The sequence below is a fragment of the Streptomyces sp. SM11 genome (assembly GCF_002910905.1).
Lineage (GTDB): Bacteria > Actinomycetota > Actinomycetes > Streptomycetales > Streptomycetaceae > Streptomyces.
Genome location: NZ_NEUE01000193.1, coordinates 20226 through 45029 on the forward strand (window position 1 = coordinate 20226; position 24804 = coordinate 45029).

Here is a 24804-nt window from a genome sequence, read left to right on the forward strand (position 1 = left end):
TGCGCGTTTCCCCGCCTCGGCATAGTGAGCGCCCCATCCTCCGTGTACGAGCACCCCACTTGCTCCGTGCACGGCCCCCACAGGAGGTCGAAGTTGAAGCATCGACGCATATCCAGGAAGCGCGCGACGCTGGCCGGCTCAGCCGTCGTCGCACTGGTCGCAGCGGGATTCACGTTCCGGACTGCGAACGCCGGTTCCGATGTGCCGGAGTTCACGGCCAAGAACCTCAGCGCGGACGCGGCCGGAAAGCTGGCCACCTCCCTGGACCGCGACCTGGGCGCGGACGCGGCGGGCTCGTACTACGACAGCACGGCGAAGGCCCTCGTCGTGAACGTCGTCGACGAGGCCGGCGCCGAGCAGGTCCGCCAGGCGGGCGGTAAGGCCAGAATCGTGGAGAACTCCCTCGCCGAGCTGAAGTCGGCCCGGCAGACCCTCACCGACAGGGCGACGATCCCGGGCACCTCCTGGGCGGTCGACCCGGTGACCAACAAGGTGCTCGTCACCGCTGACAGCACGGTCGACGGCGCGGCCTGGAAGAAGCTCTCGGCCGTGGTCGAGGGTCTCGGCGGCTCGGCCGAACTCAACAGGACCGCAGGCGAGTTCAAGCCGCTGATCGCGGGGGGTGACGCGATCCTGGGCTCCGGCTCCCGCTGTTCGCTCGGCTTCAACGTGATCAAGGACGGCGAGCCGTACTTCCTGACCGCCGGCCACTGCACCGAGTCGGTCACCAGCTGGTCGGACACCCGGGGCGGCTCGGAGATCGGGGCGAACGAGGGCTCCAGCTTCCCGGAGAACGACTACGGCCTGGTCAAGTACACGTCGGACATCGCGCACCCGAGCGAGGTCAACCTCTACGACGGCTCCGCCCAGGAGATCACCCGGGCGGGCGACGCGACGGTCGGCCAGGCGGTCACCCGCAGCGGCTCCACCACCCAGGTGCACGACGGTGAGGTCACCGCGTTGGACGCCACGGTCAACTACGGCAACGGCGACATCGTCAACGGCCTCATCCGGACGACGGTCTGCGCCGAGCCGGGCGACAGCGGCGGCGCCCTCTTCGCGGGCGACACCGCGCTCGGCCTGACCTCGGGCGGCAGTGGCAACTGCTCCTCGGGCGGCACGACCTTCTTCCAGCCGGTACCGGAGGCGCTGGCCGCCTACGGCGCCGAGATCGGCTGACGCGCCGGCGCACGAGCGCGGTAAGGAAGGGCCCCCGGTTCACCGGGGGCCCTTCCCGTGCTCAGGCGGCCTGGGACGGATTGCCGGCTTCCGTGCTTGTCGGCGGGGGCGGCCTGGGCGGAACCGGCGGTGATCAGGGTGAGCGGGAGCGACAGGGCGACCGCGGCGAGCGGAACCGTGAATCGACGACGCATGAACGACCTCCGTGGGGGTGAAAGGAGTGGTGGTCCTGACCGTGCTCCTCGTCGGGTGGTACGAGGCCGCTCCTACATGTCGCCATGTACCTGTCATTCTTAGGTGTCGCACTGACCGGACATCAAGAATTGGGGCGCACGTCGGGTGGGGCCGCCATCAGGGCGGCCCCATGGGGGATCATCACGATCGATCGCGGATCATCTCGGGTGATCCCGGGTGAAGAGAGCGAAGAGGGGGAGGAAGGGAGCGGAGAGGGCGGGTCCGGTTCAGGCTGCGGTCGACCCGCCGGTGCCCGGTGCGGGGGCGGCGGCCGTAGCCGTGGTTTCCGCCGGATCCCCCTCCGTCCGCTCCCGCATCGACAGCAGCAGGGTCAGCGCCGTGCCGACGGCCGCCCAGGCGGAGAGCACCAGAAGTGGCCCGGTGACCGCGTTGCCGTGGAAGTAGGCGATCGAGCGGGCCACCCAGGTACCCGCGCCCGGGGGGAGGGCCGGGCCGATCGCCCGCCAGAAGTCCGGGAGCATCGGCAGCGGGAAGGCGCCGCCCGCGCTCGGGTTGCCCGCGATGACGATGATGAGGACGGCCAGGCCGATGCCGACGATGCCGGTGAGAGCCTGCAGTGCGAGCGTGGTCATGCCGACAGCGAAGACGACCAGGGCGCCCAGGCCGGCCAGCCCCCAGAAGCTGCCCGGCAGTGCGCCGAGGACCGGGCCGATGATGATCGCGCCGCCGATGCCGCCCACGACCGAGTACAGGGCCATGGCGCCGGTCCGGATCGCCGCGCGCTGCCGGTTGGCGGGCTTGGCGCCGGAGCTGATCGCCAGGATCGAGGCGCAGAGGTAGCCGCCCACGCACCAGCCGACGACCAGATAGAAGGACGAGAGCCCGTTGAAGTCCTCGCCGGAGGCCGGGGCGACGTCCACGGTCCGCACGCTCCGCTGCTGGGAGGCGTCGACCTCGGTGAGGATCTGCTCCAGGGAGGTGGCCAGAGCGGTTCCGCCGCCGGACGCGACCAGCAGGGTGTCGGTGCGGCCTTCCGGTGAGACGATCAGGGCGCCGTCGATGTCGCGGTTCATGATCTGCTCGCGTGCCTCGGCCGCACTGCTCACCGTGCGGGGGTCCAGCGGTCCGCCGGGGAGTCCCTCCAGCCGGTCGACGAGCTGTTGGGACATCTGCTGCGGGGCCACCACCCCGAAGGCGACATCCGTCGGCTTCGGCTTGTGCAGCGCTCCGACGTAGGACGCGATGAACAGCAGTTGCAGTCCGAGCACACCGATGACGAGCAGGGCGGCCCGTGGGGTGACGGCGTTCTTCACCTCGTCGACGAAAGTCATGCCTCCACCGTCCGGGCGGGGCGGTGTTCGCGCAGGCGGGGCGGGGCCGAACGGCGTAGGGGACATCCGGTGGAGCAGGGCCGGTCGCGGGTCAGGTGTGGCTGAGGATCACCGTCAGCGCCACGAACTCCGCGAGGAGCTGGATGGCGAACGCCGCTCGGCGCACGCGCACGGCGGTCGCCGCCAGGGCGACGACGCAGGCGATGACAGCCAGGGTGAGGCTCCAGCCGAACAGCCAGCCGGGCAGTGAATCGCCGCACCGGTCCCCGTACGTCAGGCAGCACCCCGCCCGTTCGGTACTGAGGGCCAGCAGTCCCGCGAACAGCGCGGCGGGTACGAAGAGGCCGGCGCTCAGGCCGGACCGGAAGCACGTGCGGTCCGTGGCGGGGGATTCCTGGACCGCGGGGGAGTTCACGGCCGGGCGCGCGGGCTGCGGTGCTGTTGTGTTCATGCCTCGATCCAACGCGGTTTCCGCTGCCCGCCGCGTCGGTCCGGATGCTCGGTACGGATGCGTGAGGTACTCAGAGCGTGGTGGCCTTCGGCTTCGCTTCGGTGCTCGCCGCCTACGCGCCCACCGCGGAAACGCTGATCGTGGCCCGTGCTCTCCTCGGCATCGCGGTGCTCGGCAGTGTGCTGAACGGCGCCTGACGCGGCGGGACGGCCGGTTCGGTGCCGGACGGCGTACCCGCATCCGCCCGCGAGACGGCCACCGACAACCTGCCCGCGACCCTCGAAGCCGCCGGCGAGCCGCCCGAGCGGACAGCGGCTCAACTCATCGCCGCGGCGCGGGACTCCTTCGCGCAGGGCCTTGCCCGGATCGCGATGGGGGCCGTACCGGTCATGCTCGCGCTGGCCGTCACGGCCACGGTGCTGCTCCGGAACGTGGCGCGCGCGGACGACGGAGGGGAGGCGGACGAGACGGGAGAGGCGGCGTCCACTGCGGGGAGGGCGGCGTCCTGACCGCCCATCACCCCGTTACTCGATCTGCGGTGAGGTCGCGGCAGTTTTTACCGACGCGTAACTTCCCTCTCCACCTTACTCGTGCGTAATTTGGCATGAGCACATAAAGCTTGTGGTCCGGGCCACAGGGCGCACCGCCATCGCACCTCCCTTGAGCCGCAAGGAGACCACACGATGCTGCCCTGGATCCGTGCTGCGCGCGTTCCCCGCGCGCGCAGCCTGCTCGCCGCCCTGCTCCTCTCCCTCACCGTTCTCGTCGCCCCCGCGGCGACCGCGAACGCGGCTTCCCCGGCCGCCGCCGCGGCCACATCGCGTGGCTGGAACGACTACTCCTGCAAGCCCTCCGCCGCCCATCCCCGCCCCGTCGTCCTGGTCCACGGAACCTTCGGGAACTCGATCGACAACTGGCTGGTCCTCGCCCCCTACCTGGTCAACCGGGGCTACTGCGTCTTCTCCCTCGACTACGGTCAGCTCCCCGGCGTGCCGTTCTTCCACGGCCTCGGACCCATCGACAAGTCCGCCGAACAGCTCGACGTGTTCGTCGACAAGGTGCTCGCCGCCACCGGAGCCCCGAAGGCCGACCTCGTCGGCCACTCCCAGGGCGGCATGATGCCGAACTACTACCTGAAGTTCCTCGGCGGCGCCGACAAGGTCAACGCCCTCGTCGGCGTCGCCCCGGACAACCACGGCACCACGCTGCTCGGCCTCACCAAGCTGCTGCCGTTCTTCCCCGGCGTCGAGAAGTTCATCAGCGACAAGACCCCCGGACTCGCCGACCAGGTCGCCGGATCGCCCTTCATCACCAAGCTCACGGCGGGCGGCGACACCGTCCCCGGCGTCCGCTACACCGTCATCGCGACCAAGTACGACCAGGTCGTGACCCCGTACCGCACGCAGTACCTGGACGGCCCGAACGTACGCAACGTCCTCCTCCAGGACCTGTGCCCGCTCGACCTGTCCGAGCACGTGGCGATCGGGACCATCGACCGCATCGCCTTCCACGAAGTGGCCAACGCCCTCGACCCGGCCCGCGCCACCCCGACCACCTGCTTCTCGGTCATCGGCTGACCCACCGCGCAACGACGGGCCGGGGCCCGGCGTCCGATGGGGCGGACGGCGGACCCCGGCCCGTCACGGCCTGCCGCGCCCGACGTCCCGGAGGGACGCGGCAGGGGTACGAAGGGGGGTGCTGCGGCGGTCAGCTGCTGTGGCGGCCCGTCGCCGCGGCGGCCCGTCGCCGCTGAGAGGCGAACAGCACGGCCGCACCGGCGGCGAGGACCCCGGCACCCCCGAGCGCCAGGTACGTGCTGCTGCCGGAACCGCCCGTCTCGGCAAGCACCTCCTCGGTGCCCGCCGCGTTGACCTCCGGGGCGTTGCCCTTGGCCTCGCCCCTCGCCTTGTCCGTGACTTCGTCCTCGCCGGCCGGAGCGGCGGCGTTGACCTTCGCCCCGGTGTTCGCGTCGTCGTCTCCGTGGCCGTTGTGCTCGACCGACGACTTCTCGGAACCCTCGGCGATCGCGTCCTCGGACGGCGCGGAGGGGGCCGGCGCCGGAGCCTCGGCACCGGAGTCACCGCCGGAACCCTGCTGCCCCTTCCCGTCCTCCTTCTCCGCCCCGCCGCCCGCCGAAGCGCCGCCGAACGTCACGTCTGAGCAGGCGTAGAACGCCTCTGGGGAGTCGGAGCGCTGCCAGATCGTGTAGACCAGCTGCCGCCCGGAGCGCTCGGGGATCGTCCCGTCGAAGACGTACGAGCCGTTCTCCAGCGCCGGGTCGGTGACCTCGGCGAAGGGCTTCGCCTCCAGGTCGGACCAGGCCAGCGGTTTCGCCGCATCGTAACCGGGCTTCGTCATGTACAGCTCGAACGAGCCCTTGTGCGGAGCCGTCGCGCGGAACCGGAAGGTGTGCTCGCCCGCCGACATCGCGGTCGCCGGCCAGTCGGCGCGCGGGAGGTCGAGCCCCTTGAACTTGTCGTTGGCCGCGCTGCACAGCTTGCCGTCCGGGATCAGCTCACGGTGCTTGCCCGCCGCGTTGGCGATGTTCACCCCGTTCCAGTCGTACAGTGCCTGGGTCCCACCCGCCGCGACCGCCGCCCGGCACGCCGCCGACTTCGGGCTCTCCGGACCCTCCGCGAAGCACGCGGACACCCGGCTCACCGGGTCGGTGAGCGAACCGTGCGCGACGGCCGGGGCGGCGGTCAGCCCGGCCAGTGCGAGCGGTGCGAAACCGAGGGCGAGGATCCCGGCGGCCTTGCGACGAGCGGTCATGGATGGATCTCCTTCTGAACGGCACTGCTACGGCACAGCTGTTGGGGGGTGGCGATCAGCAAGCTAGCCGCTCGGAAGGTCGAAAAGGCCTGTTGGGACGGGGTGATGGCGATCCTTATGGTCTCTTTAAGGAGCGGTTAGGAGAGGGCTCAGGAAGGGGGGTGCGCGATACTCGACGGCGAAGGGCGCAGAGGCCCGACGGGGGAGGGGGGAACGGCGATGGCCGGCCGATGGGGCGAGGACGAGGCGGCGCGGGACGAGAGCCTGCCGCTGGAGTACGCCGTGCTTCCCGCCCAGCGGTGGCTGTAGCGGTGGGTCGCCGTGGGGTGGCTGGCGATCTACGCCCTAGCCGTCCTGTACCTGGGCGCGGGCAGCGATCCCGCTCTGCCCCAGTGGGTGGCGGCTCTCCTCTGTCTGCCGGTCGTGGCGGGGGCGGTGCACTCGTGGCGCAAGGCCGCCGCGGGGACCCGTATCGACGAGGGCGGGTTCACCACCGGAGTGTGGCCCACCCGGCAGGTGTGCCGCTGGGAGGAGATACGGACCGTCACCACTGTGCGGACCGGCCGGGGGCCGAGCGCCCGCACCTTCATCCAGCTCATCCGCCAGGACAGCCGTGCCGTGACGCTCCAGGCACCCGTCGACCTGGTGGAGGACCCCGACCACCGTTTCCGGCGTGCCCACGCGATCGTGCGCGGCACCTGGGAGGAGCGGAGCGCCGGAGGCACCTCCTGAGGGTGCGTGGTCAGCGGGCGTCCGGTTGCCGGCGGTGTCCCACGAGGTCTCAGCCCTTCCAGCGGTAGCGGCGTTCGGGGCGGCCCGTTCCTTCGTAGCGCAGGGTCACCTCGGCGCGGCCGGTGGAGGCGAAGTACTCCAGGTAACGGCGCGCGCTCACCCGGGACAGCGCCCCCGCCTCGGCGCACTCCGAGGCCGACAGGCCCTCGGGGCGTCCCCGCAGGGTGCGTTCCACCAGCTTGGCCGTGGGGGCGGCCAGGCCCTTCGCAGCTCGCGCGAGCCGGGCGGGCGGGTGCCGAAGATCTGGCCGACGTCCTCCTGGCGGGCCTCTCCCAGCTCATCCAGGCGGGTGCGCAGCGAGGCGACATGGCGCAGCTGCTCCTGGAGGGCGGACCGGCTGAACGGCTTGATCAGATAGTGCAGTGCCCCCGCCCGCAGCGCCGCCCGGATCACCCCCGCGTCCCGGGCCGCCGTGATGAACAGGGCGTCCGTGGTGGGGCGTGAGGCGTCCCGCTCCTCAGCGGCGCGCAACGCGCGCAGCACCCCGATCCCGTCCATATCGGGCAGATAGATGTCCAGCAGCACCAGATCGGGGCGCAACCTCTCAGCGGCCCGCACGGCGTCGGCCCCGTTGTGCGCCACCCCGACGACCGCGAAGCCGTCCATGGCGGACACATAGCGGCTGTGTAGTTTCGCGACCATGAAGTCGTCGTCCACCACCAGCACAGTTGTCACGCCGCCACGCTAGGCCGCGACCGCAATGACCACACCGTCCGTTGATACCGGAAGAGAGACAGCTCCTCAACGCGCAGGCAACATGTGGGCCACTTCACAGTGAAAGGCGGAACCTGTGCGACTGCGCACTCTCCTCGCCCTTCTCGGGGCCGCGTTGCTGGTGGTGGTCGGGCCGCCCCTGCTCTCCACCGGCGACGGCACGGACGCCGGTAACCGGATTCCCGGGCTCCGCTTCATGGTCCCCAACACCCCGGCGGCGGCGACGACATCACCGCGCGCACCATGGCCAAGAACGCCGAGGACGCCGGACTCACCCACAACATCGAGGTGTTCAACCTGCCGGGCGCCGGCGGAACGGTCGGCCTGACCCGGCTCGTCGGCGAAGACGGCAACGGCAAGCTCGCGCTCTCCATGGGCCTCGGCGTCGTCGGAGCCGTCCACACCAGCAAGTCTCCGACCACCCTGGCCGACACCACCCCGATCGCCCGGCTCACCGAGGAGCCGGACATCGTCGTCGTGTCCAAGGACTCCCCGTACCGCACCATCGCCGACTTCCTCGTCGCCTGGAAGAAGGACCCGGCCCGCGTCCTGGTCGGCGGCGGTTCCTCGCCCGGCGGCCCGGACCACCTCGCCCCGATGCTCATGGCGCAGGCCGCCGGCATCGCCCCGAGGACGGTCGACTACGTCCCGTTCGACGGCGGCGGCGAACTCCTCGCCTCCATCCTCGGCAACAAGGTCGGCTTCGGAGTCTCCGGCCTCAGCGAGTACCGCGACCAGATCGAGGCCGGCGAACTGCGGCTGCTCGCCGTGACCGGCCCGAAGCGGGTGCCGGGCCTCGACGCTCCCACCCTGCGTGAAGCCGGACTCGACACCGAGTTCACCAACTGGCGTGGCATCGTCGCCCCGCCCGGCCTCTCGACGGCCGAACGCGACAAGCTCACCGGCCTGTTCCGCGAACTCCACGGCTCGAAGCAGTGGAAGGAGTCGATGAAGCGGCACGGCTGGGACGACGCCCTCCTCATCGGTGAACCCTTCGGCGACTTCCTCGACGAGCAGGACCAGCGGGTCGCCACTGTCCTCAAGGAGCTGGGGCTGTGACCACCGAACCCACCGACTCCCCGCAGGGCAGCCGGCCACCGATCCAGCGGAAGGGGCCGCTCAGGAGGGGAACACCACTCTCTCCTGGCTGCGCGGCCACTTCGAACTCGGCGCCTGCGTCCTGCTGTTCGCGCTCGGCGCGCTCGTCCTCACCGACGCCTCCACCATGAGCGTCGACATCGCCCAGCGCGGCCCCGTCGGTCCCCGGACCGTCCCCTTCGTCATCGGCGGTCTGTTCCTCCTCATCTCCGTCCTGCTCGCCGGCGAAGTCCTGCGCGGCGGACGCGGCGAGGCGGAGGGCGGCGAGCACGTCGACCTCGACGAACCGGCCGACTGGCGCACCGTCCTCCTGCTCACCGGGATCTTCCTCGCCGCCGCCGTCCTGATCGGCCCTCTCGGCTTCCCGATCGCCGGGGCACTGCTCTTCTGGGGCTCCGCCTACGCGCTCGGCAGCCGGCCCCACGGCCGTGACCCGCTCATCGCCGCCGGCATCTCCCTCGCCACCTACTTCGTCTTCGACAACCTGCTCGGTGTCCCCCTTCCGGGCGGCCCGCTGATGGGGATGCTCTGACCGATGGATTCCCTCAACTCCCTCATCGACGGCTTCGGTACGGGGCTCACCCCGATGAACCTGCTCCGGGCCGCGATCGGCGTCCTGCTCGGCACCGCGATCGGTGTGCTCCCCGGCATCGGCCCGGCGATGGCCGTGGCGCTGCTGCTCCCGGTGACCTACGGACTCGCCCCGACCGTCGCCTCCCTCACCATCGGTATCGGCGCCCCGACCACTTCGCCATCATGGTGCTGCTGCTCGCTCTCAACCTCCCGCTCGCCCCCGTCTGGGCGAAGCTCCTGCGGATCCCGCGCCCCTATCCGCACGCGGGCATCCTCTTCTTCGCCGCCGTCGCGCGTACGCGGTCGGCGGCGAGTCCCTCGACCTGTTGATCCTCCTGGTCATCGGCCCGATCGGGTTCGGGATGCGGCGCTACGGGCCGCCGGTGCTGCCGGCCGTCATCGGGGTGATCCTCGGCCCGGCCGCCGAACAGCAGCTGCGCCGCACGCTCCAGATCAGCGACGGGAACGTGTCCGGCCTGGTCAACACCCCGTTCTCCGTCACGGTCTACGCGATCGTGGTGCTGATCGTGGCCTGGCCGCTGATCGGTCGGCCGGTCGTACGGCTGCGCGGTGGCCGGAATGCGGCAGAGGAGTCCCGCACTGTCAGTGGTGGCTGAGAGCATCGGCACCATGACCACGATCGACTGGGACGCGGCTGCCGGATCCTTCGACGAGGAGCCCGACCACGGGCTCCTCGACCCCGCGGTGCGCGACGCCTGGGCCGGGCGGCTGGAGAGCTGGCTGCCCGCCACCCGCGGTGATGTGCTGGACCTGGGGTGCGGCACCGGCAGCCTCTCCCTGCTCGCCGCCGGCCAGGGCCACCGCGTCACCGCCGTCGACCGCTCGCCCCGCATGGCCGATCGGGCCCGTGCCAAGCTCGCCGGGACCGGCGCGGAGGTGCTCGTCGGGGACGCCGCCCGGCCCCCGGTCGGGGAGCGGGCGTTCGACGTCGTCGTGGCCCGGCATGTCGTCTGGTTGCTGCCCGACCCGGCGGCGGCCCTGGAGCACTGGTTCGGCCTGCTGAAGCCGGGCGGGCGACTCGTTCTCGTCGAAGGGGTGTGGGGCGGCGCCGGTCTGTCCGCCGCCGCCCTCACCGCCCTGCTGTCCGCGCACACCGAGCGCATCCACCACGAGGACCTGGCCCCCGACAGCCGGCTGTGGGGCAAGAAGGTCGACGACGAGCGCTATGCGCTGGTCGCCCGCGCGATGCCGCCGCACCGGCACTCCGAGGTCGTCGACGTCCACCTGATCCTGCGCCGCGGCCCGGACGTCCTGCTGGCCCGCCGTTCCGACACCGGGTATGCGGACGGACTGCTCCACCTGCCCTCCGGCCACGCGGAGGACGGCGAGGACGTCCGCGAGGCGGTGATCCGGGAGGCCGCCGAGGAGATCGGCCTCGATCTGGAGCCCGAGGAGCTGCGGGTGGCCCTCGTGATGCAGCACCGGGGCCCCGGCGGCGGGGCGCGCATGGGCTGGTTCTTCGTCGCGGAGTACGACCCGGAGCGCCCGCCGCGCAACGCGGAGCCGGAGAAGTGCTCCGAGCTGGCCTGGTTCCCGCTGGCCGCGCTGCCGGACGACATGGTCGCGTACTGCCGTGCGGGCCTGGACGGCTACCGTGCGGGCGAGCACTTCATGCTCCACTGGCACCGGGACGGGGAGCCGATCGTGTACGTCCCGGGCGGCGTCGGCCGGGCCGTCCCGCTGCCCGCCGCCGGGGAGACCACCGGCCGGGTCCACCACATCGAGCTGTGGGTGGCGGACCTCGCGCAGGCGGAGCGCGGTTGGGGCTGGCTGCTGGGCCGGCTCGGCCATGTCCCGTACCAGCACTGGGCCCACGGCCGTAGCTGGCGGCGCGGCGACACGTACGTCGTGCTGGAGCAGTCCCCCGACCTGGTCGCCGGCGGCCACGACCGCCGCCGCCCCGGGCTCAACCACCTGGCGTTCCACCTGGCGGACCGGGCCGCCCTCGACGCCCTGGTCGCCGAGGCCCCGGGATACGGCTGGCGGCTGCTGTTCCCCGACCGCCATCCGCACGCGGGCGGCGACGGTCACCACGCCGCCTATCTGGAGGACCCGGCGGGGTACCAGGTGGAGCTCGTCGCCGACTCCCGGCCCCGCCCCTGAGCCGCCCGGCGGTTCGTACGAGCCGCCGCCGGATCGCGCTCGGCCGGAAGCCGGTCCGCGACGCGTCCGCGACGTCGTGCAGGCGCCGTTCGGGCGCACCCAGCTGCCCGAAGAGGACGTCGGAGCCCGTCCGTGCACTTCAGAGGTGCCGTCGTGGCAGCGGGGGCCGCCGCTCTCCCGGTGTGCTGTCCGTGATGGACTGGTGTGCGTTCATGGATGGTCAGGGGGAGAAATGACAGCTGACGAGACCACGCCACCGGCGCCCGCCCCGGCGGACGCCGTATCGGAGCAGACCCGGCGAGATGCCCGCCGGTTCGACGCCTGGTCGATCGCGTGGCTGTTCCTGGCCCTGGCGATCTGGGCATGGTTCGCGTTCCTGATGCTCGCCGACTACGGCCCCGAGTCCGGGTCCGGAGCGATGTGCCGGAGCCCGTTGGCCGGCCCGCCGTCCGATGCCGTCCTGTGCCGCAGCGAGCTGCGGCAGTGGCCCGCGCTGCTGGGCATCCTCGCGCTGGCAGTCATGGCGACCGTCATCGCGGCGGCGACCATGGTGTACGCCAAGCTTCTTTCCCGTCTGGCCCGTCGCGACGGGCCAGACGCGCGCCCGCAGGGCTGAGGGCTGCTCCGTGAACCTCCATGCGCCGGAGCGTTGGCCATTGGTTGCTGTGGATGGGGGGCAGTCATGCGGCACCGCCCCTGAGGCGCCCGGCGGTTCGTACGAGCCTCGCCCCTGAGGCGTACGGGGAGCTGCCGGGCAGGCGGGGCTGACCGGTCAGCCGAGCAGGCCGGTCAGCCCCTCCGTCCGGGCCAGGCGTTCCAGTTCGTCCAGGGCCGCCACCGCCGCCCCGGCCGCCGCCGGATCGCGTCCGGCCAGGCCGCTCTCCTCGAACTCGTCCTCGTCCAGCCGCAGGACCGACGAGCCGTCGGCCGGCACCCACAGGTCCAGATCCAGGTCCTCGACCGCCAGCACCCCGTCGGCCAGCACGGCGGGCCGGGTGATGTCGCAGTACCAGCCCTTGAGCACGCTGTCACCGGTGCGGACCTCCTTCACCGCGAACCACCGGTCCCGCCAGTAGTGCTCGGTGAGGACGTCGCCCGGCTCGAACCGGACGAAGCCGAAGTCCCGCACCCCGGGCGCGGCCCACGGCGCCCGGACGGTGACGCGGACGCCGTCGTCCCTGACCAGCTCCGCCGGATACCTGATCTTGGTGCGGCCCGCCTTGCTCAGCGCGACGACCAGCTCCCGCCGGCGGTCCGCGCGGGGCTCAGAGGGTGCGGACATGGCGGACCTCCGTCGCGCAGACCGTGTAGCCGAACCACTGGTTGACGGCCAGCATCGGGCCGTTGCCGGTGTCGTTGGCGGTGTAGGCGTCGGTGTATCCGGCCGCCCGTGCCCGGTGCAGCGAGTCGTTCTTCGCCAGCTTGGCCAGGCCCCGCCCCCGGAAGTCCCGCAGGGTCCCGGTCATGGCGCTCAGATACGTCCGCAGGCCGTCGGTGGTGGCCGCGCTGAACGCCGCCACCTTCCCGTCCACCAGCGCCACCGAGGTGAGCCCCTGGTCGAAGGCCGGGTGCCGCCAGATGTTCGTCAGCCAGTCCTCGTAGTCGGCCAGCTCGGAGGTGATGTCGCCCGGCTCGTCGGCCGTCACCTCGGCGTCCGCCTCGAACAGCGGCCGGGGATCGTCCGCGAAATCGGATCCGGGCCGCAGCTCGACGCCTGCCGGGAGCTCCTGACGCGGCGGCAGGACTCCACCGGCGAGGTCGAGGTGCTGGAAGTGCGCGGAGCGGCTGGGCCGGTAGCCCCGCCTACGGGCGAACTCCAGGCTCTCCGGGTCGTCCAGGACCCATGCGTACACGACCGTGGCCCCGGCCTCGGCCAGGTGCTCCTCCGCCGTGCGCAGCAGCAGCGAGCCCGCGCCGCGGTTGGTGCGGCCGGGAAGCGTCTGCGGCGTGAAGTACCCCTGCCCCGGCTCCGGACTCTCATGGGCGATGCCCGCCTGCGCCGTGGCGATGATCTCGCCGTCCTCCTCGGCGACCAGCAGCCGGTAGTGCCGGTCCGGATGGGCGTGGGCCAGGTCGTGGACGACCTGTTCGGGGGTGGCCACCATCCGGGGGACCGAGGCCCGGCGGGCGTGGGTCCACGCCTCCGCGTCGGACGGCCGGAAATCACGCACGATCACAGTCATGTGGTGGACCGTAGGCGTAGCCGCACTCCGAACGCCTCCCCTTTTTCCGCCGGTGGGGGAGAATCGGCCCGTGACTGACAAGATCGTCCTCGACCCGGACTCCGGCCTCGCGCCGTACGAGCAACTGCGCACCCAGCTCTCCGGACTGGCCCGTTCCGGCGTGCTGCCCGTCGGCCACCGGCTCCCGACCGTACGCGGCTTCGCCGAGGAGCTGGGCCTCGCCGCCAACACCGTGGCCAAGGCCTACCGGGCCCTGGAGGCGGACGGGGTGATCGAGACCCGGGGGCGCAACGGAACCTTCGTCGCGGCCGCCGGTGGAGCGGCCGAACAGCGGGCGGCGACCGCCGCACAGCTGTACGCGGAGACCGCGGAGCGGCTCGGCCTCACCCGGCAGCAGGCCCTGTCGCTGGCCAAGGACGCGGTACGCGCCGCGTACGGGGACTGAAGCGGCACGTGCCGGTATGCGCGGTGATGTGACCGGCTGTCACAGGTACAGGCCCGCGTCGGCCCCCGCGTCCTGCTTCGGTACCGACGCGGGGCCGATGCCCCGGCGCAGCGCGTACAGCTCGGCCAGGGAATTGCCCTCCCGGCCCACTCCTTCGTCCGTACCCAGCCAGGTCACCGACTCCTGACGGGTCAACGGTCCGACCTCGATCCTGGCCAGGCAGCGGCCGGGCCGGACGACCGCCGGATGCAGCCGCTCCAGGTCCTCGTTGGTGGTGACGCCCACCAGTACGTTGCGGCCCTGGCCCAGCAGACCGTCCGTCAGGTTCAGCAGCCGGGACAGGGCCTGGCCCGCCGTGTGCTTGGCCTCGCCGCGGATCAGCTCGTCGCAGTCCTCCAGGAGGAGCAGCCGCCACCGCCCCTTCGCCGTGCCGTCGTCCTCACCGATCGCGATGTCCATCAGATAGCCGACGTCGTTGAAGAGCCGCTCGGGGTCCAGCACGCAGTCCACCTGGCACCAGTCGCGCCAGGAACGGGCCAGGGTGCGCAGCGCTGACGTCTTGCCGGTGCCGGGCGGGCCGTGCAGCAGGAGCAGCCGGCCCGCGATGTCGTCCGGCGTCACCTCCATCAGCCGGCCCATGGCGTCAGCCACCGGAGCGGTGTAGTTGGGGCGGACCTCGTCCCAGCTGCCGGCGGTGATCCGGCGGGTGGTGCGGTACGGGCCGCGGCGCGGGGAGACGTACCAGAAGCCCATGGTCACGTTGTCGGGCTGGGGCTCGGGTTCGTCCTGCGCCCCGTCCGTGGCCCGGCCGAGGACGTTCTCCGCCAGCTCCGCGCTGGTCGCGGTGACCGTGACGTCCGCGCCCCGGTTCCACCGGGAGGCCAGCAGCGTCCAGCCATCGCCCTCCGCGAGCGTCGCGCTGCGGTCGTCGTCGCGGGCGGTCCGCAACACCGTGGCGTCCGGCGGCAGCAGGGTCGCCCCGGCCTTGACCCGGTCGAGGGAGGAACTGTGCGAGTACGGCTGCTCGCCCGTCGCGAAGCGGCCGAGGAGGAGCGCGTCGACGACGTCGGACGGTGAATCGCTGTCGTCGACGGTGAGCCGGATCGGCAGAGCGGATTCGGGGGAGTCAGGCATGGCGCCCATGATCCGGTACGGGGGCACCCCGTGCACGCGGGTTTCGCAGGCTCGTGCGGGACGCGGACGGCGCGCCCGGGAACCGACGGGGCGACAGGGGGCCGTCAAAGAGCGCCCGTTGAAATCCCGGGGGCGGACGGAAGCACACCGCCCCTATTTTTTGGCATGGACACTTCCGGTGTGGTGGCTGGACTGCTACTACGGAGTAGGCAGATACCCCCTGCTCAAGGAGGCCTCATGAAAATGTCCAGACTCGTGGCGTTCTCGTCCTCTCTCCTGCTCGGCGCCGTCCTCGCCCTCACCGGTGCCGGGGTCGCGAACGCCGGCTCGTCCGCCGCGGCCGTCGACTACGTCGCTCTCGGTGACTCGTACTCCTCCGGCGTCGGAGCCGGCAGTTACGACGGCTCCAGCTGCAAGCGCAGCAGCCGCGCCTACCCCGCCCTCTGGGCGGCCGCCAACTCCCCCTCCACCTTCGACTTCGCCGCCTGCTCCGGGGCCAGGACCGGAGACGTGACGGGCGGCCAGCTCGGCCGGCTCAACTCCTCGACCGACCTCGTCACGATCTCCATCGGTGGCAACGACGCAGGCTTCGCCGACGTCATGACGACCTGTGTGCTCCAGTCCGAGGCCACCTGCCTCAGCCGGATCGCCACCGCCCGCGCCTACGTCGACTCCACCCTGCCCGGCCGGCTCGACTCCGTGTACACCGCCATCCGCTCCAATGCCCCCGCCGCGCAGGTCGTCGTCCTCGGCTATCCCCGCTTCTACCAGCTCGGCGGCGGCTGCTTCGCCGGCCTGAGCGAGAAGGAGCGCTCCGCCATCAACGGGGCGTCCGACCACCTCAACACTGCCACCGCCAAGCGGGCGGCGGACCACGGCTTCACCTTCGGCGACGTCAGGACGACCTTCGCAGGGCACGAGATCTGCTCGGGCAACTCCTGGTTGCACAGCGTGAACTGGCTCAACATCGGTGAGTCCTACCACCCCACCGCCGCCGGACAGTCGGGCGGCTATCTCCCGGTCCTCAACTCCGCTCTCTGACCCGGGAAAGCGTTCCGCCGCCCGCCGTCCCCCATGCGGGAGACCTGGGGTCTTTCGTTTGGATCAGGTCGGACCCCGCGAGCCCGACATGATCCGAACGAGAGGCCCTGGCGCTCCGAGGTATCCCGCTCCACGGCCGAGCGGCGGGTGACTCAAGGGGCAAACCAGTTGAACTGTCCCAAGTCGCCCTGGAATCGCGCAGATTCGGTAACGGGCCGTCAACCTCCGTATATGTGTGCGCAATCCCGTGGCCGGGATACACGGGTGTCACCGCAGGACGATAGGGTTAACCTGCCCGGACCGGGTGCCCTCGTACGGGTGGGGAGTGACATGGAACAGATAACGGTGCGAAGCAGGCCGCGGGTGCCTGCCATCACATGCGGGAGCGGTGCGACCAGTACGCGCCTCGACCGCCATCTCGCGGTGCTCGGCGGCCCTGTCGTCCCGCAGCGCGAGTCGGCGGAAGCGACGCTGCTGATGCGTGAGCTGACCTCGCGTGATGCCGCGCACACCCGCCGGAGCAGGAGCGCACGCGTGTCGCTCTTCGCGCCGCTGCGGCGACTGCGGCGCTCGCTCTTCGGCAGCCGCCGCTGACCCACGGCACGGCGTCGCCCGTCCGGACCGGCCCGCCGCACTCGGGACGGCTCCTCAGACGATCACTCCGTCCCGGCGCAGCACCGATGCCTGCTCGTCCGTCATCCCCAGGGCTCGCAGCAGTGCATCGGTGTGCTCACCCAGCGCCGGTACGGCACCCATCACCGCCTCCCCGCTCCCCGGCAGCGTGATCGGCGGCAGCAGCGCCCGCAACGGTCCCACCGGTGACGCCACTTCCCGCCACCGGTCCCGGGCCGCAAGCTGCGGGTGCGCCGCCACATCGGCCACCGTGTTCAGCCGGGCGCAGGCGATGCCCGCCGCCTCCAGCCCGGCCAGCGCCTCCCGCCCCGTCAGGCCCGCCAGTGCCTGGCCCACCACCGCATCGGTCCGCTCCCGGTTCGCGGTGCGCGCCGCGTTCGTCGCGAAGTCCGGTTCGTCGGCCAACTCGGGTTGCCCGAGCACCTGTTCCGCCAGCCGCCGCCACTCCCGGTCGTTCTGCACGGAGAGCAGCACCCGCTCGCCGTCGGCCGTGGGAAAGGCGTCGTATGGGGCGATCACCGAGTGCGCGAGACCGGTACGCGCCGGGGGCACGGAGCCGTGCATCCCCTGGTGCAGCGGGTGCCCCATCCACTCGGCCAGCGCGTCCAGCATCGAGACCTCCACCGGGCCGCCCCGCCCGGTGGTGGCCCGCCGCAGCAGCGCCGCGAGCACCCCGGAGAACGCGTACATCGCCGCCGCGATGTCCGCCGCGGGAATGCCCGCCTTCACCGGCTGCTCCGCCGTCCCCGTCACCGACACCAGGCCGGCCTCGCACTGCACGAGCATGTCGTAGGCCCGCTTGTGCGCGTACGGCCCGTCCGCCCCGTAGCCGGAGATGTCGACCGCCACCAGCCGCGGGTGCGCCGCGCAGAGCGTGGCGGCGTCGAGCCCGAGCCGGGCCGCCGCCCCCTGGGCCAGATTCTGTACGAACACATCGGCCCCGGCGACGAGTTCACGGACCACCGCCAGTCCGCGCGGGTCCTTCAGATCGACGGCGAGGGACTCCTTGCCGCGGTTGCACCAGACGAAGTGCGAGGCGAGGCCGCGCGCCGCCGTGTCGTAACCGCGCGCGAAGTCGCCGCCGTCCGGGCGCTCCACCTTGATGACCCTGGCTCCGAGGTCGGCGAGCTGCCGGGTGGCGAAGGGGGCGGCGACCGCCTGTTCGACGGCCACCACGGTGATGCCGTCGAGGGGGAGTGGTGATGTGTTCATGGCCCGTGCTTACCCGGTGACCGGATCTTCCGCCACCTCCAGTCCCTCTTCCGGCCCCTCTTCCAGCCCCTCGGTTCGCCGCTACAGCAGCGCGAACTGCCCCTCCGGGCCCTCCTCCTGGTGTCCGAGCACCGATGCGGGACGCCGTGCCGAGGACGGGACCGGCAGCACCCCCGCCGCCCGCAGCTCGGCAGGCCCGATCAGTGGACCCGCCCCCAGCCGGTCCCGCAACTGCTCGCGGGGCCCCGCCGTGTCGTCCAGCAGGGCCAGTACGGTGATGAGTTCGAGCAGCTCCGAGGTCCACTCCCGGGGCCAGCCGCGCGCACCGACCGCGTCGAGACCGTCTGGGGCGGCCCCGTCCGGCCCCCGGCCGGCCGAGGCCGCGGCCCGGCGCCCGAACCAGAGCTCCAGCACCCGCACCCCGCCCACCGTGAACTCCCAGGCCGCCGCGGGCACCGGCGAGATCCGGCCGTCGCCGACGACCAGCGTCTCGTCCCCGGCCTCGTACCTCAGCTCCGTGGGACGGGCCGGGAGCGTGGCCCGCACATAGGGCCTGCGTCCGCCCGGCAGCCGCGGGCGTTCCCCGCCCCGGGCCCCGCGCGACTGGAGCCGCATCAGCTCCCGGCCGAGCGCCACCCCCGACGACCACACCTCGGCGTCGGCCGGCAACGGGACCCGGAGGCCGGTGGGGGAGGGCAGGGCGGCGGCCAGGGTCCATGCCAGCACCGCTTCCGGGGTGAACGCGTCCGGGTCCGGCCCGCCGCCGAGCCGCCCGCGCAGCAGGTCCGCGAGCCCCGGCGCAAGATTGGGTTCCGTGCCGCCGGGCCTGCGGTAGAGCGGCCTGATCCGGCCGGGCCGCCCGGCGGGGGAGTGCCCGTCGGGCAGTAGCGCGGTCACCGACAGGGCGGGCCCGGCATCCTCGGGGGCGGAGCTGTGGTCGACCGCGAAGAGCTGCTGACCGTCGGCGACCCGCCACAGCTCCGGACGGGCCGCGTCGATCAGCCGGTGGTCGGGGAGCAGCCACTGTTCGTCGTAGGGGCCGTGCAGGATCCGTACGGGGTCGGGGCAGGGGCCCGGTGTCCGGGCGAAACGGCCCGTTCCGGCGGACCGGCCGGGCAGGGCCGCGACCGAGGTGTGCGGCGTACGGGAACGGGTGGGCGCGAACAGCCGCTCCTGCTCGGCGGCCTCGGCGGCGGCCAGCCGTTCCCAGCGGGCCCGGAGCACCACGGGGTCGGGGCCGCTCACCCAGGTGCGGCCGGTTCGGAGCGGCCGCACGGACCAGGGCATCAGCTCGTCCAGCGACAGGAGCCCGTCCGGCGGCGGTGGTGTCCCCGGAGGCGACGACCGGGCGATCCCGTCGCCGCCGGCCGCAGCTGTCCCGTGCGCTGTCACCTGCCCGTCCTCCCCTGTCAGCCGTGACCCGTTCGCATCGTAGCGGCGGGCGGCATTCCCGTGGGGCGGGGTCAGGTGGCCTCCACCGTCACGGAGAAGGAGAACCGGTCGCCCCGGTAACGGATCCGGGCCACGTCCACGACGCGCCCCTCCTCGTCGTACGTCACGCCCGTGTAGTGCAGGATCGGGCTGAGCAGCGGGACCTGGAGCAGCTCGGCGGTGACGGGGTCGGCGAGCCGGGCCTCCACCGTGTCGGTGATCCGGGAGATCCTCACCCCGACGACGTCGCGCAGGACCTTGGTCATCGGCCAGCTTTCCAGGTCGGTCACGTCGATCCGGGCGGCGATGTCGGGGCGTACCGCGTTCTCCGCCCAGTTGGTGGGCTCGTCGCTCTCGCCGTCGCGGCGCAGCCGCCGGTAGCAGGTCACCTCGGCGCAGTCGGGGAAGAACTCGGCGAGATCACCGGGCACCGCCGTCGGGCCATGGCCGAGAACGGTCGTCGCCTCCCCGGACTGCTGGGCCACGATCGCGTCGACCGAGCCCAGCAGCCGGACCGGGGAGACCCGCCGGGCGCGCGGCTCGATGAACGTGCCGCGCCGCCGGTGCCGGCTGATCAGCCCCTCCGTCTCCAGCTCCTTGAGCGCCTGGCGCATCGTGAGCACGCTGACCCCGTAGTGCGCGGCGAGCTGCTCCTCCGTGGGCAGCCGGGCGGAGGCGTCCTGCGGGCGGCCCAGTATGGAGGCCCGCAGGGACTGGGAGACCTGGTACCAGAGCGGCAGCTTCCGGTTCAGGACGAGGGAGTCGGGGGCGAAGGCCGGCGGGTGCGGTACCGGGTCCGCCTGGGCGGCCGGGCCGGCTCCGGCCGTGACGTCCCCGTCGCTCGCCCCGGCCGTGGCGTTCCCGTCCGCCCCGGCCTTGGTGTCCCCGTCGGTTCCCCGGGCGTCCGCCCCGGCTTGTCCGTGGCTCTCTGTCACGTCGTCCCCGTCCCGTCCCGCCGGCCTTCCGCCGTCTACGGCCGGAAGTTGCGGCTCAGACCCTGCCACACGTCGTCGTAGCCGCGCTGCAGGTGGTCGGCGGCAGCCGCCTGCGCGGTCGCCGTGACCGGCCAGCGGGTCTCGAACATGAAGGCCAGACCGTCGTCGATCTTCTGCGGCTTCAGCTCCGCCGCGCTCGCCCGGTCGAAGGTCTCCCGGTCCGGTCCGTGCGCCGACATCATGTTGTGCAGGGAACCGCCGCCGGGGACGAAGCCGTCCGCCTTCGCGTCGTACGCCCCGTCGATCAGCCCCATGTACTCGCTCATCACATTGCGGTGGAAGTACGGCGGACGGAAGGTGTCCTCGCCGACCAGCCAGCGCGGGGCGAACACGACGAAGTCCACCCCGGCCAGCCCCGGGGTGTCGGACGGCGAGGTCAGCACCGTGAAGATCGACGGATCGGGGTGGTCGTAGCTGATCGTGCCGATCACGTTGAACCGGCGCAGGTCGTAGACGTACGGGGTGTGGTTGCCGTGCCAGGCCACCACATCGAGCGGCGAGTGGTCGTACGTCGCCGACCAGAGGTTCCCGCAGAACTTGTTGACCACCTCCACCGGGCCCTCGTGGTCCTCGTACGCGGCGACGGGGGCGAGGAAGTCCCGGGCGTTCGCCAGGCCGTTGGCGCCGATCGGGCCGAGGTCGGGCAGCGCGAACGGGCGGCCGTAGTTCTCGCAGACGTAGCCGCGCGCGGTCTCCTCCAGCAGCTCCACCCGGAAGCGGACCCCGCGCGGGATCAGCGCGACGTGGCCCGGCTCGGCGCGCAGCAGGCCCAGCTCGGTGCGCAGCAGCAGGCCACCGCGCTCGGGGACGATCAGCAGCTCGCCGTCGGAGTCGCTGAACACCCGGTCCGTCATCGAGGAGTCGGCGCTGTACAGGTGGATCGCCATACCGGCGCGCTGCGCGGCGTCGCCGTTGCCGCCGAGCGTCCACAGGCCGCTCAGGAAGTCCGTGCCCGGCGCGGGGTCGGGCAGCGGGTTCCAGCGCAGCCGGTTCGGGTCCGGCACGGTCTCGGTGAAGGGCGCCGAGCGCAGGCCCCCGTTGTCGGTCCGGGTGAACGCCGGGTGGGCGGCCGAGGGGCGGATCCGGTAGAGCCAGGAACGGCGGTTGTCGGCGCGCGGCTCGGTGAACGCGGAGCCGCTCAGCTGCTCCGCGTACAGCCCGAGCGGGGCGCGCTGGGGGGAGTTGCGGCCGTGCGGCAGCGCCCCGGGAACCGCCTCCGAGCTGTGCTCGTTGCCGAAGCCGGAGGAATACGTCAGCCCCTCGGCCGTCTTCCTCGCCTGGTCGATCGCGCTCATCCCGCACTCCCGGTGTGCCCAAGAAAGCTTTCGGATTCGCCGGACAGTGAATCCTATGCACTACCGTATGAATAGGAGCGGGGCACGTCAACGGCTTGCATCGCGCCATTCGTGGCATGTGCCGCGCTCCTCGTCCCGGGTGTGGACAGGGGGACTCCCCGGGCCGGGTGCGGCTGCCGTTCGCGGGGCGAAGGGGGCACGGCATCATGGGGCCCGTGCCCCATGTCAACCCGAATCTCCGCCGCGCCCCCGTGCAGCAGCGCAGCGCCGACCGCCTGGCCCGGATACTCGACTCCTGCGCCGGGCTCCTCGACGAGACCGGCTACGAGCAGCTCACCACCCGGGCCGTCGCCGAGCGTGCCGAGGTGCCCATCGGCTCCGTCTACCGGTTCTTCTCCAACAAGCGCGCGCTCGTCGACGCCCTCGCGCTGCGCAACCTGGACGTCTACGCCGAGCGCATCGCCGCCCGGCTCGCGGACCTCCCCGCCACCGACTGGCGTGCCGCCATCGACGCGGTGCTCGACGAGTACCTGGCGATGAAGCGGAGCGTCCCCGGCTTCGCCCTCGTCGACTTCGGGCCGCCGGTTCCCGTCGGGGGTGCGGCGGACGACGCCAACCGGCGGCTGGCGGACCGGCTCGCCGTCCTGCTCGCCGGCCACCTCGGCCGCCGGCCCGACGAGGTGCTGTCCCGGGCGATCCTGGTGAGCGTCGAGGCCGCGGACGCGCTGCTCCAGCTCGCCTTCCGTACGGAACCGTCGGGGGACGCGGCCATCGTCGCCGAGACCCGGACCCTGGTCAGGTCCTACCTCGCCCAGACACTTGACTGAGCGATGTCCCCTGAGCGATGGCCCCTGAGCGATGCCCCCAGGTCGGGGGCTCGTCCGTCTGCTCCTCCACTTTCCCCTCCGCGCAACACCTCCCCACCATGCGTACCGGTCGGTATGCTCGGCCGGGCCGGGGCTCCACGCCCGCCCGGCTCATGTCCGCGCGCCGTCGCCGCAGCCGCCCGGGGAGGGCCCATGTCCCACGACTCCCGCACCGCACCACGTATCTGCCCCCTCTGCGAGGCCACCTGCGGCCTCACCCTCACCATCGAGGGGACCGTCGTCACCGGCGCGCGCGGCGACCGCGACGACATCTTCAGCCGGGGCTTCATCTGCCCCAAGGGCGCATCCTTCGGGGGGCTCGACGCCGACCCCGACCGGCTGCGCTTCCCCCTCGTACGCGGCGACGACGGGGAGCTGCGCGAGGCTGCCTGGAGCGAGGCGTTCGACCTGATCGCCGCACGGATACCGGCCCTGACGAAGGCCCACGGGCCCGGGGCCGTCGGCGTGGTCCTCGGCAACCCCAACGTGCACACGATGGCCGGCTCCCTCTACCCGCCCCTGCTGCTCGCCGCCCTGCGCACCCGTAACGTCTTCACCACGAGCACCCTGGACCAGATGCCCAAGCACGTCTCCAGTGGCCTGCTCTTCGGTGACGCGCACGCCATCCCCGTACCGGATCTCGACCGCACCGACCACCTTCTCCTGATCGGCGCCAACCCGCTGGAGTCCAACGGCAGCCTCTGCACCGCCCCCGACTTCCCCGGCCGGCTCAAGGCCCTGCGCAAGCGCGGCGGCACCCTCACCGTCATCGACCCGCGCCGCACCCGCACCGCCCGTCTCGCCGACCGGCACGTCGCGATCCGGCCCGGCGCGGACGCCCTGCTGCTGGCCGCGCTCGCGCGGACCCTGCTGACGGAAAAGCTCGCCGACCCCGGTCCGCTCGCCGAGCACCTGGAGGGCATCGACGAACTCGCCACCGCCCTGGCGGACTTCCCCCCGGACGCCGTCGCCGCCGCCTGCGACGTGGACGCGGCCACCATCACCGCCATCGCCCGCGAACTAGCCGCCGCCCCCACCGCCGCCGTCTACGGGCGCATCGGCAGCTGCACCGTCGAGCACGGCACCCTGGCCAGCTGGCTGGTGGACGTCCTCAACATCCTCACCGGCAACCTCGACCGGCCCGGCGGCGCCCTGTTCCCGCTCTCCGCCACCGCGCGCGCCCCACGGCCCGCCGCCCCGGGCAAGGGGTTCGCGCTCGGCCGCTGGTCGAGCCGGGTCTCCGGGCACCCCGAGGCCAAGGGTGAACTGCCCATCGCCGCCCTCGCCGAGGAGATCGACACCCCGGGAGAGGGCCGTATCCGCGCCCTGGTGGTCGTCGCGGCCAACCCCGTACTCTCCGCGCCCGACGGCGACCGCCTCGACGCGGCCCTCGCCGACGGGCTCGACTTCATGGTCAGCGTCGACCCCTACCTGAACGAGACCTCCCGGCACGCCGACGTCGTCCTGCCTCCGCCGCCGCCCTCGCAGAGCGCCCACTTCGACTTCGCGTTCAACAGCTTCGCCGTGCACAACCAGGTCCGCTACACCCGCGCCGCCGTGCCCCTGGAGGACGGGCGAATGGACGAGAGCGAGATCCACGCCCGTCTCGTCCTCGCGGTGAGCGGCATGTACGGCGCGCCGCCCTCCGCCGTCGACGACCTGGCCATCGGCACCGCCCTCACCCGGGCCGGGGCCCCGAAGGAGCAGGCCACCGAGCTCACCGGCGATAGCGGTCCCGAACGCCGCCTCGACCTCATGCTGCGCCTCGGCCCGTACGGGCTGTCGCTGGAACAGCTCCTCGCCCACCCGCACGGCATCGACCTCGGCCCGCTGAAACCCCGCGTCCCGGAGGTCCTGCGCACCCGCTCCGGCCGCATCGAACTGCTCCCGGAGCCGATCGCCGCCGATCTGCCGCGCCTGCGCCGGGCGCTGGGCGACCGGCCCGCCCCGCTCGTCCTCGTCGGCCGCCGCCATCTGCGCTCCAACAACAGCTGGATGCACAACGTCGGCTCGCTCACCGGCGGGTCCAACGTCTGCACGCTCCAGATCCACCCCGACGACGCGGCCCGCCTCGGGCTCGTGGACGGGGCCACGGCCCGGATCGAGTCGTCGGGCGGCGGGATCGAGGCTCCCACCGAGATCACCGACACCGTGCGCAGCGGGGTGGTGAGCCTGCCGCACGGCTGGGGTCACAGCCGCCCCGGAACCCGTATGGCGGTCGCCGCCGCTCAACCGGGAGCGAACGTCAACCAACTGCTCGACGGCACGCTCCTGGATCCGCTGTCCGGCACCGCCGTACTGAACGCCATTCCGGTCTCCGTGACCCCCGCTCCGTAGCAT

Annotated in this window: 22 protein-coding genes and 4 pseudogenes; 15 read left to right on the forward strand and 11 right to left on the reverse strand. The window is 72.4% G+C overall.

Features of this window, described 5'->3' with window-relative positions:
* The first annotated feature begins 93 nt into the window (after window positions 1–93).
* Window positions 94–1179: a S1 family peptidase gene (locus B9S58_RS17790; RefSeq protein WP_103533124.1), complete on the forward strand. Its 1086-nt coding sequence runs from the start codon at window positions 94–96 to the stop codon at window positions 1177–1179.
* Between the two features lie 461 nt (window positions 1180–1640).
* Here B9S58_RS17790 and B9S58_RS17800 read toward each other — a convergent pair whose 3' ends face one another.
* Window positions 1641–2705, reverse strand: coding sequence for a DUF3533 domain-containing protein (locus B9S58_RS17800; RefSeq protein ID WP_103533126.1), 1065 nt, complete (start codon window positions 2703–2705; stop codon window positions 1641–1643).
* 91 nt (window positions 2706–2796) lie between these two features.
* Entirely contained in the window at window positions 2797–3156 is a 360-nt protein-coding gene (locus tag B9S58_RS17805; RefSeq protein ID WP_146063525.1) for a hypothetical protein, read from the reverse strand.
* A gap of 218 nt (window positions 3157–3374) precedes the next feature.
* Between B9S58_RS17805 and B9S58_RS17810 the strand changes: the two genes are divergently transcribed.
* Window positions 3375–3665, forward strand: coding sequence for a hypothetical protein (locus tag B9S58_RS17810; RefSeq protein ID WP_258044675.1), 291 nt, complete (start codon window positions 3375–3377; stop codon window positions 3663–3665).
* 174 nt (window positions 3666–3839) lie between these two features.
* Window positions 3840–4733, forward strand: coding sequence for a triacylglycerol lipase (locus tag B9S58_RS17815; protein WP_103533128.1), 894 nt, complete (start codon window positions 3840–3842; stop codon window positions 4731–4733).
* A gap of 130 nt (window positions 4734–4863) precedes the next feature.
* Here B9S58_RS17815 and B9S58_RS17820 read toward each other — a convergent pair whose 3' ends face one another.
* The gene (locus B9S58_RS17820; RefSeq protein ID WP_103533129.1) at window positions 4864–5928 is read right to left on the reverse strand and encodes a lytic polysaccharide monooxygenase; all 1065 of its coding nucleotides are present in this window, start codon (window positions 5926–5928) and stop codon (window positions 4864–4866) included.
* A gap of 321 nt (window positions 5929–6249) precedes the next feature.
* Here B9S58_RS17820 and B9S58_RS17825 point away from each other — a divergent pair, with 321 nt between their 5' ends.
* Complete coding sequence (locus B9S58_RS17825) at window positions 6250–6660, forward strand: hypothetical protein (RefSeq protein ID WP_258044676.1); 411 nt, start codon at window positions 6250–6252, stop codon at window positions 6658–6660.
* Between the two features lie 49 nt (window positions 6661–6709).
* On the opposite strand, the pseudogene B9S58_RS17830 reads toward B9S58_RS17825, so the two are convergent.
* Window positions 6710–7362, reverse strand: a pseudogene (locus B9S58_RS17830) (response regulator).
* A gap of 148 nt (window positions 7363–7510) precedes the next feature.
* Here B9S58_RS17830 and B9S58_RS17835 point away from each other — a divergent pair.
* The 6 genes and pseudogenes from B9S58_RS17835 to B9S58_RS17855 all read left to right on the forward strand — a co-directional run bounded on the left by B9S58_RS17835 (window position 7511) and on the right by B9S58_RS17855 (window position 11845).
* Window positions 7511–8493: pseudogene (locus B9S58_RS17835) on the forward strand (Bug family tripartite tricarboxylate transporter substrate binding protein).
* Complete coding sequence (locus B9S58_RS17840; protein WP_103533176.1) at window positions 8468–9064, forward strand: tripartite tricarboxylate transporter TctB family protein; 597 nt, start codon at window positions 8468–8470, stop codon at window positions 9062–9064. The pseudogene B9S58_RS17835 and the gene B9S58_RS17840 overlap by 26 nt, the downstream one beginning before the upstream one ends.
* 54 nt (window positions 9065–9118) lie before the next feature.
* Window positions 9119–9244 (forward strand): annotated as a pseudogene (locus tag B9S58_RS40240) (tripartite tricarboxylate transporter permease); the annotation flags it as partial.
* Between the two features lie 35 nt (window positions 9245–9279).
* Window positions 9280–9722, forward strand: a pseudogene (locus tag B9S58_RS17845) (tripartite tricarboxylate transporter permease); the annotation flags it as partial.
* A 13-nt stretch (window positions 9723–9735) separates the two neighbouring features.
* Window positions 9736–11229, forward strand: coding sequence for a trifunctional class I SAM-dependent methyltransferase/NUDIX hydrolase/VOC family protein (locus tag B9S58_RS17850; protein ID WP_103533177.1), 1494 nt, complete (start codon window positions 9736–9738; stop codon window positions 11227–11229).
* 232 nt (window positions 11230–11461) lie between these two features.
* A complete protein-coding gene (locus tag B9S58_RS17855) occupies window positions 11462–11845 on the forward strand; it encodes a hypothetical protein (protein WP_103533130.1) in 384 nt (127 codons plus the stop codon).
* A gap of 156 nt (window positions 11846–12001) precedes the next feature.
* Here B9S58_RS17855 and B9S58_RS17860 read toward each other — a convergent pair whose 3' ends face one another.
* Window positions 12002–12511, reverse strand: a complete 510-nt coding sequence (locus B9S58_RS17860; protein WP_103533131.1) for a DUF402 domain-containing protein — start codon at window positions 12509–12511, stop codon at window positions 12002–12004.
* The gene (locus tag B9S58_RS17865) at window positions 12495–13412 is read right to left on the reverse strand and encodes a GNAT family N-acetyltransferase (protein WP_103533132.1); all 918 of its coding nucleotides are present in this window, start codon (window positions 13410–13412) and stop codon (window positions 12495–12497) included. Before B9S58_RS17865 ends, B9S58_RS17860 begins: the two co-directional genes overlap by 17 nt.
* 70 nt (window positions 13413–13482) lie before the next feature.
* On the opposite strand from B9S58_RS17865, the gene B9S58_RS17870 reads away from it, so the two are divergent.
* Complete coding sequence (locus B9S58_RS17870; RefSeq protein WP_103533133.1) at window positions 13483–13857, forward strand: GntR family transcriptional regulator; 375 nt, start codon at window positions 13483–13485, stop codon at window positions 13855–13857.
* A gap of 39 nt (window positions 13858–13896) precedes the next feature.
* On the opposite strand, the gene B9S58_RS17875 is transcribed toward B9S58_RS17870, so the two are convergent.
* Window positions 13897–14991, reverse strand: coding sequence for a DUF5925 domain-containing protein (locus B9S58_RS17875; protein ID WP_103533178.1), 1095 nt, complete (start codon window positions 14989–14991; stop codon window positions 13897–13899).
* A gap of 237 nt (window positions 14992–15228) precedes the next feature.
* Between B9S58_RS17875 and B9S58_RS17880 the strand changes: the two genes are divergently transcribed.
* Together B9S58_RS17880 and B9S58_RS17885 are read left to right on the forward strand one after the other, a co-directional pair.
* Window positions 15229–16032, forward strand: coding sequence for an SGNH/GDSL hydrolase family protein (locus B9S58_RS17880; RefSeq protein ID WP_103533134.1), 804 nt, complete (start codon window positions 15229–15231; stop codon window positions 16030–16032).
* Between the two features lie 330 nt (window positions 16033–16362).
* Complete coding sequence (locus tag B9S58_RS17885) at window positions 16363–16626, forward strand: hypothetical protein (RefSeq protein ID WP_003970092.1); 264 nt, start codon at window positions 16363–16365, stop codon at window positions 16624–16626.
* A 54-nt stretch (window positions 16627–16680) separates the two neighbouring features.
* Here B9S58_RS17885 and B9S58_RS17890 read toward each other — a convergent pair whose 3' ends face one another.
* The 4 genes from B9S58_RS17890 to hmgA all read right to left on the reverse strand — a co-directional run bounded on the left by B9S58_RS17890 (window position 16681) and on the right by hmgA (window position 21598).
* Window positions 16681–17877, reverse strand: coding sequence for a CaiB/BaiF CoA-transferase family protein (locus tag B9S58_RS17890; RefSeq protein ID WP_103533135.1), 1197 nt, complete (start codon window positions 17875–17877; stop codon window positions 16681–16683).
* An 81-nt stretch (window positions 17878–17958) separates the two neighbouring features.
* Entirely contained in the window at window positions 17959–19269 is a 1311-nt protein-coding gene (locus B9S58_RS17895; protein WP_374935689.1) for a type ISP restriction/modification enzyme, read from the reverse strand.
* Between the two features lie 71 nt (window positions 19270–19340).
* A complete protein-coding gene (locus B9S58_RS17900; RefSeq protein ID WP_103533136.1) occupies window positions 19341–20243 on the reverse strand; it encodes a GntR family transcriptional regulator in 903 nt (300 codons plus the stop codon).
* Between the two features lie 35 nt (window positions 20244–20278).
* The gene (gene hmgA / locus B9S58_RS17905; protein ID WP_103533137.1) at window positions 20279–21598 is read right to left on the reverse strand and encodes a homogentisate 1,2-dioxygenase; all 1320 of its coding nucleotides are present in this window, start codon (window positions 21596–21598) and stop codon (window positions 20279–20281) included.
* Between the two features lie 206 nt (window positions 21599–21804).
* Here hmgA and B9S58_RS17910 point away from each other — a divergent pair, with 206 nt between their 5' ends.
* Entirely contained in the window at window positions 21805–22425 is a 621-nt protein-coding gene (locus tag B9S58_RS17910; RefSeq protein ID WP_103533180.1) for a TetR/AcrR family transcriptional regulator, read from the forward strand.
* Window positions 22426–22617: 192 nt separating this feature from the next.
* Window positions 22618–24801, forward strand: coding sequence for a molybdopterin-dependent oxidoreductase (locus tag B9S58_RS17915; RefSeq protein WP_103533138.1), 2184 nt, complete (start codon window positions 22618–22620; stop codon window positions 24799–24801).
* Window positions 24802–24804: the final 3 nt, after the last annotated feature.